Source organism: Endozoicomonas montiporae CL-33 (assembly GCF_001583435.1).
Taxonomy (GTDB): Bacteria; Pseudomonadota; Gammaproteobacteria; order Pseudomonadales; family Endozoicomonadaceae; genus Endozoicomonas_A; species Endozoicomonas_A montiporae.
On sequence record NZ_CP013251.1, the window covers coordinates 2,703,688 to 2,716,348 of the forward strand.

12 protein-coding genes and 4 tRNA genes are annotated in these 12,661 nt (G+C 48.8%); 10 read left to right on the forward strand and 6 right to left on the reverse strand.

Annotated features, from left to right (window positions below):
* The 6 genes from EZMO1_RS12325 to EZMO1_RS12345 form a co-directional block, all read right to left on the reverse strand.
* Positions 1-1,125 (reverse strand): metal-dependent hydrolase family protein, encoded by a 1,125-nt coding sequence (locus EZMO1_RS12325; RefSeq protein ID WP_236631968.1) that lies wholly within the window; start codon positions 1,123-1,125, stop codon positions 1-3.
* Entirely contained in the window at positions 1,091-1,225 is a 135-nt protein-coding gene (locus tag EZMO1_RS27795; RefSeq protein WP_269077861.1) for a hypothetical protein, read from the reverse strand. The genes EZMO1_RS12325 and EZMO1_RS27795 overlap by 35 nt, the downstream gene beginning before the upstream one ends.
* Before the next feature lie 88 nt (positions 1,226-1,313).
* On the reverse strand, positions 1,314-2,972 hold the full coding sequence (locus EZMO1_RS12330) for an electron transfer flavoprotein-ubiquinone oxidoreductase (RefSeq protein WP_034873938.1): 1,659 nt from the start codon (positions 2,970-2,972) through the stop codon (positions 1,314-1,316).
* 294 nt (positions 2,973-3,266) lie between these two features.
* A complete protein-coding gene (locus tag EZMO1_RS12335) occupies positions 3,267-3,689 on the reverse strand; it encodes a YeeE/YedE family protein (protein ID WP_236631969.1) in 423 nt (140 codons plus the stop codon).
* Positions 3,690-3,696: 7 nt separating this feature from the next.
* Complete coding sequence (locus EZMO1_RS12340) at positions 3,697-4,119, reverse strand: YeeE/YedE family protein (RefSeq protein ID WP_236631970.1); 423 nt, start codon at positions 4,117-4,119, stop codon at positions 3,697-3,699.
* Positions 4,116-5,798 carry an FAD-dependent oxidoreductase gene (locus EZMO1_RS12345; RefSeq protein ID WP_034873943.1) on the reverse strand — a complete coding sequence of 561 codons (1,683 nt, stop codon included), beginning with the start codon at positions 5,796-5,798 and terminating at the stop codon, positions 4,116-4,118. Before EZMO1_RS12345 ends, EZMO1_RS12340 begins: the two co-directional genes overlap by 4 nt.
* A gap of 128 nt (positions 5,799-5,926) precedes the next feature.
* Between EZMO1_RS12345 and EZMO1_RS12350 the strand changes: the two genes are divergently transcribed.
* From EZMO1_RS12350 to EZMO1_RS12395, 10 genes are all read left to right on the forward strand, one after another.
* Positions 5,927-6,238 carry an ArsR/SmtB family transcription factor gene (locus EZMO1_RS12350; RefSeq protein ID WP_236631971.1) on the forward strand — a complete coding sequence of 104 codons (312 nt, stop codon included), beginning with the start codon at positions 5,927-5,929 and terminating at the stop codon, positions 6,236-6,238.
* A gap of 165 nt (positions 6,239-6,403) precedes the next feature.
* The gene (locus tag EZMO1_RS12355; protein WP_034873945.1) at positions 6,404-7,153 is read left to right on the forward strand and encodes an electron transfer flavoprotein subunit beta/FixA family protein; all 750 of its coding nucleotides are present in this window, start codon (positions 6,404-6,406) and stop codon (positions 7,151-7,153) included.
* On the forward strand, positions 7,153-8,082 hold the full coding sequence (locus tag EZMO1_RS12360) for an electron transfer flavoprotein subunit alpha/FixB family protein (RefSeq protein ID WP_034873947.1): 930 nt from the start codon (positions 7,153-7,155) through the stop codon (positions 8,080-8,082). The genes EZMO1_RS12355 and EZMO1_RS12360 overlap by 1 nt, the downstream gene beginning before the upstream one ends.
* A 125-nt stretch (positions 8,083-8,207) precedes the next feature.
* Complete coding sequence (gene uvrY / locus EZMO1_RS12365; protein ID WP_086936412.1) at positions 8,208-8,846, forward strand: UvrY/SirA/GacA family response regulator transcription factor; 639 nt, start codon at positions 8,208-8,210, stop codon at positions 8,844-8,846.
* 160 nt (positions 8,847-9,006) lie between these two features.
* Positions 9,007-10,848 carry an excinuclease ABC subunit UvrC gene (uvrC, locus tag EZMO1_RS12370; RefSeq protein ID WP_061509488.1) on the forward strand — a complete coding sequence of 614 codons (1,842 nt, stop codon included), beginning with the start codon at positions 9,007-9,009 and terminating at the stop codon, positions 10,846-10,848.
* 135 nt (positions 10,849-10,983) lie between these two features.
* Positions 10,984-11,544 carry a CDP-diacylglycerol--glycerol-3-phosphate 3-phosphatidyltransferase gene (gene pgsA / locus EZMO1_RS12375; RefSeq protein ID WP_034873950.1) on the forward strand — a complete coding sequence of 187 codons (561 nt, stop codon included), beginning with the start codon at positions 10,984-10,986 and terminating at the stop codon, positions 11,542-11,544.
* A gap of 211 nt (positions 11,545-11,755) precedes the next feature.
* Positions 11,756-11,834 (forward strand) — tRNA-Gly (locus EZMO1_RS12380).
* Positions 11,835-11,864: 30 nt separating this feature from the next.
* A tRNA-Gly gene (locus EZMO1_RS12385) sits at positions 11,865-11,940 on the forward strand.
* Positions 11,941-12,045: 105 nt separating this feature from the next.
* Positions 12,046-12,119 (forward strand) — tRNA-Cys (locus tag EZMO1_RS12390).
* Between the two features lie 290 nt (positions 12,120-12,409).
* Positions 12,410-12,496, forward strand: a tRNA-Leu gene (locus EZMO1_RS12395).
* The last annotated feature ends 165 nt before the right edge of the window (positions 12,497-12,661 follow it).

Sequence of the window (12,661 nt, forward strand, 5' to 3'; positions counted from 1 at the left end):
TCAAAGTTCATTTTTATAAATGACGCCGTCTTTCATCACCATTTTCAGATATTTCTCCGGATGTTGCAGTACCCGAATGTCGTCCAGTGGATTCTCTTGCAGAACTAATAAATCGGCGCGGTAGCCTGGTGCTATTTGCCCAATTTCATCAGAAAGCATGAAAAGCTCTGCCGCTTTGATTGTTGCAGACTGGATCAGCCCGACTGCAGGAATCACTTCGCTACGAAGGGCAAACTCCTTAAGCTGTGCATCGTGCATGCTGCCTAACAGATCGGTACCAAACACTATATTCGCTTTTGCATTCCAGGCGGCTTCCAGAGCCTGAATGCCTGCATCCAGTACACTGAACACTTTTTGCTGCAATGCTTCAGGCATACCGGCTGCAATGCCTTTTTCAGCCAGCTGATCATAGGTTGACAATGTGGGTACCAGGAAAGCCTGCTTTTGCTTAAGCAACTCTATGCCTTCCTGCCCGATAAGATTACCATGCTCAATGGAACGAACACCTGACTTCAAGGCACGGACGATGGCCCGGTTCGTATAAGCGTGGGCCATCACATAGATGTTGGCAGCTTCAGCCTCGGCAACGGCTGCCTCAATCTCATCCTTTGAAAACTGAGTACTGGTAATTCTGTCGGTCGGTGAGGCAACGCCGCCAGACACCATCAATTTAATCTGGTGGGCGCCTTTGCGAATTTCATCACGGCAGGCGCGGCGAACTTCTGAAACCCCGTCGCAGACTTTGCCAAGCCCGGCACAGCAAAAGCAATGGTCGGTCTGATGGTCGCCAGCGACACGCATATCTCCGTGCCCCCCGGTCTGGGAAAGAGCATGGCCGCAGAAAAGTAGCCGCGGACCGATTAAAAGACCTTCCTCAATTGCCCGGACATAACCAAAATCAGCGCCACCCGCATCCCGCACTGTGGTAAAACCACGCATCAGCATTCCTTTCAATATATGCTTGGCATGGGCAGCTACATAGGATGGTGACCAATGACGCAGTGCAACAAAGTCAGGGGTGGCTGCAGTTATATGGACATGAGCATCGCACAGCCCGGGCATCACAATCCTGCCTTCAATATCCTGAATGCTATCCGCCGCCTGACCAGGAAGATCGCTGCCCATGGCTGTTATAGCCATCTTCAATAGAGATAGACTGTTCTTGCAGCAACACACCATTAACTACATCAAGCACAACAGCATTAATGAGCAGCATCGATGCCATGGCAAACCTCCGGGTCAGATATTTCAGAGCCTGCAGTATAGGCAAGGAATTTTAAATATCTGACCCTGAGGGGAATCAGGTTAGAAACTCACATGTTTGGATAGTTAGGCCCTCCGGTGCCTTCAGGGGTGACCCAGGTAATATTCTGTGCCGGGTCTTTGATGTCACAGGTCTTGCAATGCACACAGTTCTGGCTGTTGATCTGGAACTGCTTTTTCCCTGTGGTTTCATCTTCAATCACTTCGTATACACCGGCAGGACAGTAACGTTGTGCAGGTTCATCGTAGAGAGGCAGATTACTGGTGATAGGAATATCCGGATCAGTCAGTTGCAGATGACAGGGCTGGTCCTCTTCATGATTGGTATTCGACAGGAATACGGAGCCCAGACGGTCAAAGCTGATGTTGCCATCCGGCTTAGGGTATTCGATTTTCACACAGTCGGCGGCCGGTTTCAGCTGTTTATAATCAGGAACTGTGTCGTGCAGTGTAAGAGGTAATTTGCCATTGAAGATGTTCTGGTCAATAAAGGCAAAGGCTGCTCCGAAAATATTACCGAACTTATGCATGGCCGGACTGAAGTTACGCTGCTGGTGTAGTTCATTTCCGAGCCATGACTGATCAAACCGATCCTGATAAGTCGTCAGATTTTCATGGCCGTCAGAACCGGCTTTCAGTGCCTCAAGAACCGTATCAGCGGCTAGCATTCCCGACTTCATGGCAGTATGACTGCCTTTGATCTTGGCAGAGTTCAGAGTGCCTGCATCACAACCAAGCAGTAAACCACCGGGAAACGACATCTCAGGCAAAGATTGTGGGCCACCTTTGGTCAGTGCCCGGGCACCGTACGCAACACGCTTGCCACCTTCAAGATATTGCTTGATGACGGGGTTGTGTTTGTAACGCTGGAACTCTTCAAAGGGGCTGACATGGGGGTTGGAGTAACCAAGGTCGGTAATCAGTCCAACAACCACCTGGTTGTTTTCGATATGGTAGAGAAAGCCACCACCCATAGAATCGCTTTGCTGCAACGGCCAGCCTGCAGTATGCACCACCAGACCTTCTTTATGTTTGTCCGGTGCAATATCCCAAAGCTCTTTTATGCCAATGCCGTAGTGTTGTGGGTCTTTGCCCTTATCCAGATCAAACTTCTTGATTAATTGCTTGCCCAGATGACCACGGCTGCCTTCCGTGAACAGGGTGTATTTGGCGTGCAGCTCCATACCGGGCATATAGCTGTCTTTTTTATCGCCGTTTGCGGCTATGCCCATATCGCCGGTGGCAATACCTTTTACACTGCCGTCGTCGTTATAAAGCACTTCGGAAGCGGCAAAGCCGGGAAAGATTTCAGTACCCATGCTTTCTGCCTGTTCAGCCAGCCAGCGGCAGAGGTTTCCCAGGCTGATAATGTAGTTGCCTTCGTTGTGCATGGTTTTAGGTACAAACAGATTCGGTACCTTGATGCTTTTCTCAGCACTGCGTAAAACATAGATATCGTCGGCTACCACCGGTGTATTCAGTGGAGCACCTTTCTCTTTCCAGTCGGGAAACAGCTCGTTGAGAGCGGTGGGTTCAAAGACAGCTCCGGAGAGAATATGAGCGCCGACTTCCGAGCCTTTTTCAACAACGCAGACGCTGACTTCCTGCCCTGTTTCCTGCGCATTCTGCATCAAGCGACAGGCTGCAGATAATCCTGAGGGACCGGCACCCACAATGACTACATCAAATGCCATAGATTCGCGTTCCATGGTGATTTCTCCCTCTGCCGGGCACAGTGCCCGTTTTATTATTGTTGTAGAATTTCAAACAGTTGTTTTATTTTTTACGGATTATAATCACACGCGGTGCGAATATCATCTATAAATTAGACGGCTGTCACAGTTTGGATATTACTGAATTGTCGTTTTATAAAGTTCCGCTTTCTAAATATGATCATGAGCACGTGATTCAGAATGGCTGCGCAATTCATGTTTAGAAGGTGGAATTGTATTATCTGAAAGGCATAGCGCCTGCTGACTGACAGGCGTTATGAATGAATTGAATCAGTGTGATTTGGCTGAGACCGCTTTCTGAAGCCAGAAACCAGCCAGCATCGCCAGAAAGAACAGGATGATACTACCACTGCCAGTCAGCAGGCTTGTTAACGCAGGTCCGGGACAAATACCCGCTATTCCCCAACCGATGCCGAATAAAGCAGCGCCCAGAATAAGCGACTTATCGGGTCGGGTGCTCTCTGGCAGATGAAACTGTTCGGCGTTGACAGGCTTATTACGTTGCAATATCCACCAGCTTGCTGGCAGATTCACTGCAATGGCTCCGCCCATAACCAGCATCAATGTCGGATCCCACGAGCCTGTAATATCCAGAAAGCCAAGTACTTTTTCGGGACTGGTCATCCCCGAAAGCACCAGGCCGGCCCCCATCAGCAAGCCGGAAATCAGGGCTGTCACTGTTTTATTCATCATTGCATCCTTACAGGTGTCGCATAACAAAGACAGTCGCCATGGCGGACGCCATGAATACCATAACGGCTACCAGAGAGCGCAGAGAGAAACGTGATAAACCACAGACACCATGGCCGCTGGTGCAACCATTCCCCAGCCGGGTACCAAATCCCACCAGTAAACCGGCGATGATAAGACCTGAAGCAGGCAGCTGACTCTCGGGAGCAGGCAGGTTTAAAGCCTGATGCAAAACGGTACCGCTGATGAGTGCGCCAGCGATAAAAGCCAGTTTCCAAAGATTGTTACGTACCCTCAAACTACTGATGATGCCGGAAAAACCGGCAATCCTGCCATTGAACAGGAGCAACACTGCTGCTCCGAGTCCAAGCAGGGCGCCTCCTGCCAGTCCATGTATGGGAGTAAAATTAACAATTTCGTTCCATGGCATCATGCAACCTTCCTTTCAGTGTTCGAAACCGGCCTGCAATGCTTGCTTTGTTGCCACATATAATACCCGCCTGCAAGATTTCTGGTGTTATAACCGTTTTGACCCAGCACCCGGCAGGCAAGATAGCCACGCAGGCCGACTGCACAATAAACGATAATTGTCTTGTTCTTTGGAAGCTGTTGCAGATTCTGTCGCAGGCTATCCAGCGGTATGTTGATACTGCCCGGAATGGCACCTGACTGGGTGATTTCATCAGGGTTACGAACATCAAGAAGGATGGCTTGAGGATCTTCAAGCGCATCAGGCAGGTTTTCTGAGTAAAGCTGTGTCATGGATTTGTTGAGGACATTGGCAGCAACAAAGCCTGCATAATTGACAACGTCTTTTGCAGAACCGTAGGGCGGAGCATAGGTCAGCTCAACTTCTTCCAGATCATAAACACTCAGATCGGCCTGAATAGCCGTGGCAATCACATCGATGCGCTTATCGACACCACTCAGGCCAGTTGCCTGAGCACCGAGCACTTTACCTTCCGAGCTGAACAGCAGTTTGAAATTAATCTTGCTGGCACCAGGGTAATAACCGGCATGATTGTTGGCATGGATATACACCTTTTCATAAGCTGTTCCCTGACGTTTTAATGCTTTTTCATTGAGTCCGGTACTGGCAACGGTTAAATCAAACAGTTTACAGACGGCTGTGCCCTGACTGCCCCGATACTCGGCCTTCCCGCCAAGAGCATTAATGGCTGCAATGCGCCCCTGTCGGTTAGCGGGACCTGCCAGAGGGATGAGGGCAGGGTCTCCGGATACAAACTCATTAATTTCTACCGCATCACCAACGGCAAAGATATCCTGCTCCGATGTTTCCATGCGACGATTTACTGCTATGCCGCCCGTTTTACCGATTTCCAGTCCGGCCGAAGTAGCCAACGTGGTTTCCGGACGAACGCCGATAGCCAGAATGACCAGATCAACCTTCAGTAAAGAATCATCCATGAGGGTTAAGGTTATGCCACGATCTTCAAGGGTAAATCGTTTGACACCGGTGTTCAGCCTGAGATCCACATTTTGCTGACGCAGTGTGTCGTGTAAAGGTTCTGCCATTTCAGCATCCAGTGGAGCCATAACCTGTGGTGCCTGTTCAATGAGCGAGACAGACAAATTCCGGTGAACCAGAGCTTCAGCCATTTCCAGCCCGATAAAACCACCGCCAATAACCGCAGCGCGTCGTGTATGGGTGTTATCCAGTGTTGCCAGAATGCGATCCATGTCGGACATATTTCGCAAGGTCATGACCTCTGGACTTTCGATGCCTTCAATAGGCGGAATAAAGGGCGCGGCTCCGGGGCTTAAAATCAACCGGTCGTAAGTTTCTTCATATTCTTCACCGGTTAGGGTGTGCTTTGCCACTACGGTTTTCTTTGCCGGATTAATGTCGGTAATTTCAGTCTCAACCCGCACATCAATATTGAAGCGATGATGCATTTTCTCAGGTGTCTGAATCAGAAGGGCGTCACGATCCTGGATGTCGCCACCTATATGATAGGGCAGGCCGCAGTTAGCAAAGGATATCTGCTCACCGCGCTCAAAAAGGATGATTTCTGCGTCTTCAGACAGACGTCTGGCTTTTGCGGCAGCGGATGCACCACCTGCTACACCACCGATAATAACAATTTTCATAAATTAGAATAAACTTAATTAGCAATAACTAATATAATAATCTTATTTGTCTTTCATTAGCAATCTCTAATATTATTTTTGTTAAGAAAGATGAACGAATAACGATTGTTGGATTGATTTATAAAACCATGTCTGAAGTAATGACCATTGACATCAAAACCATGCGACAGAAAGTACGTAATGCTGCCGCGTTGCTGAAAAATATGAGTAATGAAAATCGACTACTGATTCTGTGTCATCTCAGTCAGGCAGAAATGTCGGTTTCACAGCTCAATGAACGTTTTGACTTGAGCCAGTCTGCTTTATCACAGCACCTGGCTCTTCTGAGGAAAGAAGGGTTGGTGCAGACTCGCAGAGAGTCCCAGACAATTTTTTATTCTTTGGACAGCGAACAGGCAGCCCGGCTGATTGAATTTTTACACCGTGAGTTCTGCGCCTGACAGGCTCTGAATGAGCCTTTATTTTATTATACGTTTGAACCCTTATTGACAGGCTGGTAGACTCCACACTCGCAGAGGATGTGAATTATGAGCGACATCTGTAGTTCATAGTACACATTCAGGTATCAAGCCATAGACAAATAATAAAGGGAAGGCTGCGAACCCATGAAAATTCTTGTAGCCGTTAAGCGAGTCATCGACTACAACGTCAAGGTCCGCGTCAAGCCGGATCATTCCGATGTTGATCTAACGAATGTCAAGATGGCCATCAACCCGTTCTGTGAAATCGCCGTGGAAGAAGCGGTACGATTGAAAGAGAAAGGGGTTGCCAGCGAGATAGTAGCGGTTTCTCTGGGCACGAAAGAGAGTCAGGAGCAAATTCGAACGGCACTGGCTCTGGGTGCTGACCGGGGTATTCTGGTCGAAACCGGTGAATCACTCAGTTCATTAAGTGTTGCCAAGTTGCTTAAGGCCATTGTTGACGAAGAAAAGCCGGATCTTATCATCCTTGGTAAGCAGGCCATCGACAGCGACAATAACCAGACCGGGCAGATGCTGGCAGCATTATCCGGATTGCCACAGGCAACGTTTGCTTCGGAAGTCAGTGTGGAAGGCGACAAAGTGACCGTAACCCGGGAAATCGACGGTGGTCTGCAGACGCTGGCATTATCTTTGCCAGCCGTTGTGACCACCGATTTGCGCCTTAATGAACCACGTTATGCATCACTGCCCAACATCATGAAAGCCAAGCGCAAACCACTGGATGTGAAAACACCCGAATCGCTGGGAATCAGTATCACTTCAACCATGACCACGCTGAAAGTTGAGCCACCTGCACAGCGCAGTGCCGGTATCAAGGTAGGCAGTGTGGATGAGCTGGTAGAAAAACTAAAAAATGAAGCGAAGGTAATCTGATGGCTATTCTCGTTGTTGCAGATCATGATAATGCAGCCCTGGGCGCAGCCACATTGAACACGTTTGCGGCTGCCGCGGCGATGGGTGGCGACGTTCATCTGCTTGTGGCCGGATCAGGATGTGCCGTCGTTGCAGAAGCGGCTGCCTCTGTTGCCGGTGTTGGAAAAGTGTTGCTGGCAGATAAGCCCTGTTATGACAACCAGCTGGCCGAAAACATCAGTTTACTGGTGGCAGAGCTGGGCAAAAACTACAGCCATGTCCTTATGTCTGCTGGCACGACCGGCAAAAATGTCATGCCCAGAGTGGCTGCATTGTTGGATGTTGACCAGATATCAGACATCATTCGTGTAGACAGTGAAGACACTTTTGTCCGCCCCATTTATGCAGGTAATGCGATTGCGACGGTACAATCTTCCGCCGCCATCAAGGTCATTACCGTACGAATCACTGGTTTTGATCCTGTAGCCACTAGTGGTGGTAATGCCAGTGTTGAGGCTCTCGACATTGTTCATGATGCAGGAACCTCCAGCTTTGTCAGTGAAGAACTGGCTGAGTCAGATCGTCCGGAACTGGCAGCTGCTAAAGTGGTGGTTTCCGGTGGTCGTGGCATGGGAAATGGCGAGAATTTTGAAATTCTCTACAAACTGGCTGACAAGCTGGGTGCCGCTGTTGGTGCGTCCCGTGCCGCTGTGGATGCCGGCTTTGTCCCTAATGACATGCAGGTGGGACAAACCGGTAAGATCGTCGCGCCCAACCTTTACGTGGCGATCGGTATCTCGGGTGCCATTCAGCATCTGGCGGGTATGAAAGACTCCAAGGTGATTGTTGCAATCAATAAAGATGAAGATGCTCCCATCTTTCAGGTTGCCGATTACGGCCTGGTGGCTGACCTGTTTGAAGCAGTGCCAGAGCTGGAACAAAAGCTGTAAGTGACAGAACAGGGAGCCTGGTACTCCCTGTTTTATATGACAGGGAACGTATATAGGCACAAGTATGGCAAAGCCGATTACAGCAGCAATACTCTTAAAACAAGAATAATAGTTGGGAGTTTTCAGTGATTCGTATTTTGATCGTCGATGACCACGACCTGGTACGAACCGGTCTTTCACGTATGCTCGCCGATATGGCAGAGATTGAAGTCGCTGCAGAAGCTGCCAGCGGTGAAGAAGCTATTGCTATCTGTCGGAAACAATGTGTTGATGTCGTCTTAATGGACGTGAGGATGCCGGGTATTGGCGGCCTTGAAGCGACGCATAAAATCCATCAGTTTAATCCGGATATCAAGGTCATTGCTGTAACCATTTGTGACGATGAATTGTATCCCACCAAGTTAATGGAGGCCGGAGCGTCCGGCTACGTCACCAAAGGGATCAATATTGAAGAAATGGTGACAGCGATCAAAACCGTTGCCAAAGGGCAACGTTATATCAGTCCTGATATTGCCCAGATGCTGGCATTAAAATCACTTCAGCCTGACGGCGGTTCGCCGTTTGATGCTCTTTCCACGCGAGAGATGCAGATTGCCCTGATGATCGTAGGCTGTGAAAAAGTGCAGTCGATTTCCGACCAGTTGTCGCTCAGTCCCAAAACCGTCAATAGCTACCGCTACCGGATTTTTGAAAAGCTTGATATTTCCAGTGATGTCGAGTTGACTCACCTTGCTATTCGTCACAGCCTGGTGGAAATGGCATAGTCTGGTTCAAGTGCTATAGCTTCAGGCAACTGCTCATGATCTGCCTGTAAGATCTGCCTGTAAGATCTGCCTATAAATTGTCGCAAAGCCACTTAGCCAGAATCCTTTCGAAGGGTATACTAGGTTGTTATCAAAACACCTATCTTCATCATCAGGCTATATGGATACAGGCGATCACTCCGAACGCTTTGACTACAAGACGTTTCTTGAACAGGCTCCCAATCGTCCGGGCGTATACGATATGCGCAACGAACAGGGCGAAACGCTGTACATCGGCAAGGCAAAAAATCTCAAAAGCAGACTGTCCAGTTATTTTCGACCGACAGGTTTAACCACAAAAACCATGGCGCTGGTCGGAAAAATTCACAGTATCAATCTGACTATTACCCGTTCAGAAACCGAAGCCCTGATTTTAGAGCAGAACCTGATCAAGGACAGGCGACCGCAATACAATATTCTGCTGAAAGACGACAAGTCTTACCCTTATATTTATTTGTCCAGTGAGGATGAATTTCCATCGGTGGCGTATCAGCGAGGTAAGCCGAAAAGCAAGAAGGGGCAGTTTTTCGGCCCTTATCCGAGTGGTTGGGCCGTCAGGGAAAGCCTCAACCTGATGCAGAAAGTCTTTAAATTACGACAGTGTGATAATAATTACTTTCGTAATCGCACTCGCCCATGCCTGCAGTATCAGATTAATCGCTGCAAGGCGCCCTGTGTAGGTCTGGTTGATAAGGATGAATACGATCAGGATGTTGCCGATACCCGTCAGTTTCTCGATGGTAAAAGTCAGCAGCTGATCCGTACACTGATCAAACGCATGGAGGCCGAATCGGCACAGCTTAACTTTGAGCAGGCTGCTGATATTCGCGACCAGATCAATCACCTTCGACAGGTACAGGAGGCACAATCTGCCGACAGGGGAGCCGCCAATGCCGATATTGTTGGTGTTGCCGAACAGTCGGGCAGCTTCTGTTTTGATGTACTGTTTGTTCGCGGGGGCAGGGTGCTGGGACATAAAAGTTATTTTCCGAACTTCAAGCTTGAAGCAGAAAAAGAAGACTACCTTGCCGACTTTCTGGGGCAGTTTTATATCAAGCTTCGCGACAGTCGTGATTTTCCTGCCGAAATTATTATTCCGGTTGAATACCCTGAAGCAGATGTACTTGCAGAAGCTGTCACGGAAGTCAGTGGCAAAAAAGTCACTATCAAACACCGGGTGCGGGGCGAGCGCAATGACTGGTTGGAACTGGCAAACAAAAATGCCAGTATGAGCCTGGAGAGTCAGCTGGCGAGCAAAACCCATAGCCTGCACCGGACGGAACAACTCACCTATTTATTGTCGTTACCAGCTACCATCAGCCGCATGGAGTGTTTCGACATCAGTCATACCTTTGGCGAGGAAACGGTGGCTTCCTGCGTGGTATTTGGCTCGGCGGGTCCGTTAAAAAGCGAGTATCGCCGTTTTAACGTGAAAGGTATCACTTCGGGTGATGATTATGCCGCCATGCACTTTGCCCTGCATAAGCGTTATAAAAACCTGAAAGAGCATCCGGAAAATACCCCGGATGTGATCATCATTGATGGTGGCAAAGGGCAGCTGGGTATTGCCGAAGATGTCATGCAGGAACTGTCACTGCAACATATTCCTTTGCTGGGGGTGGCTAAAGGTATCAGTCGCAAACCGGGTCTTGAGACTCTGCTTTACCAGGGCGTTGAGCTGAACAGTAAAGGCAACGAAGCGGCACTGTTGTTAATTCAGCAAATAAGGGATGAAGCACACCGCTTCGCGATAACCGGTCACCGACAACGGCGACAGAAAGCCCGGCAGAAATCTACACTGGAATCCATTCCAGGTGTAGGCGCCAAACGACGTTCAGCGTTGCTAAAATTTTTTGGTGGCCGGCACGGTGTAATGGAAGCACCCGTTGATGAACTGTGCAAAGTGGAAGGTATAAGCCGAAAACTGGCTGAACAGATTTACGAACATCTGCACCCGAACTGATCTGCCTGACAGGTATTTGATTGTACTTGTCACGGCATCTGTGTAAGTTATGCATATTTTTCCACTCACTGGTGACTGGGTTGTACCCTTCACACCAGTGGCGACAGAGATTCACGCTGGATTGTAATCCGAATTATGAATGTCCCGAATATACTGACATCCCTGCGCATTGTTCTGGTGCCATTTCTGGTACTGGTTTTCTACTTGCCTTATGAATGGCGCTACCTTGCTTCTGCTTCTATCTTTGCGGTGGCCGCAGTGACCGACTGGTTTGACGGTTATCTTGCCCGTCGCTGGAACCAGACAACCGCCTTTGGTGCTTTTTTTGATCCGGTGGCGGATAAAATCATGGTCGCTACGGCATTGTGCCTGTTGATTGAAGAGTTTGGTGCTTTCTGGATGACCGTTCCGTCGATGATCATCATTGGCAGAGAAATTGTGATTTCAGCACTGCGGGAGTGGATGGCAGAGCTAGGCAAACGTACCAGTGTGGCAGTGAACAGAATTGGCAAGCTGAAAACGGCTGCGCAGATGCTGGCTATTACATTACTACTGCTGACTCCGGTTCCGATGGCAGGGATCATTGGCTATATCGGTCTGATACTCTTGTACGCTTCAGCGGTTCTGACCTTGTGGTCCATGTATGTGTACCTTCGTGCTGCATGGCCAGACTTATCCCCGTTTTCTAAGGGCTGAACACAAATGATCTGCGCAAGGTGTTGACACAGCGGGAAAAATTCTTAAACTACGCAGCATCTTCAACGGGAACAGCTTCCCGACAAAGAAGAAGATTAAGCGGGAGTAGCTCAGATGGAAGAACACAACCTTGCTAAGGTTGGGTCGCTTCAGGGTTAAAGAGTGAGTCTCGTTTTCCAGACTTCGAAGAAGTCTTAAAAGATCTTCAAGCGGGAATAGCTCAGTTGGTAGAGCACAACCTTGCCAAGGTTGGGGTCGCTTCGGGGTTAAAGAGCGAGTCTCGTTTTCCAGACTTCGAAGAAGTCTTAAAAGATCTTCAAGCGGGAATAGCTCAGTTGGTAGAGCACAACCTTGCCAAGGTTGGGGTCGCGAGTTCGAGTCTCGTTTCCCGCTCCAGATTTGGTGTTGAGTGTTAAATGCAACCTTGTTAGGGTTGGGGTCGCCTTCTTATTGTAAGGGCGAGTCTGGTTTCACGCTTCAATCATCTAAAGATGATAAAAAGGCGAGTTAGCAAAGCGGTTATGCACTGGATTGCAAATCCACGTAGACCGGTTCGACTCCGGTACTCGCCTCCATATTTGAAAAGACAACATCTGTTGTTTTTTCAAAGCTTGAAGCGTTACAATGTTTCAAGCGCCCGGGTGGTGAAATTGGTAGACACAGCAGACTTAAAATCTAAAAAACGGGTAACTACATCAGATACCAATTGATTTTAAGTTTCTATGAAAGCCTAGAGCCATAAGGGTTTTAGTGATTAACAGTTTCGTTATGCAGCGGTGCCACAAAGGCGCCAACCATACGAAAAGTGGCACACGGTGCCACAAAGGTGCCACTCGATTGTTGTGGCACTACAAAGCAGATTTTTGCCCGAGTGGCGAAATTGGTAGACGCAACGGACTTAAAATCCGTCGGTAGCAATACCGTACCGGTTCGATTCCGGTCTCGGGCACCACTTTTAGGACATCTACCAGCCTAAAGTGTGCAAACAACAGATTAAGCCGACAACCCGCATGGTTCTCGGCTTTTTTTGTATCTGGAATAACACCGCACTGCCATTTATTGCACTTTGCTGCACAGTTGGCAGTAAGTACATTGCTGCAAGTCCCCAGTAATGGCG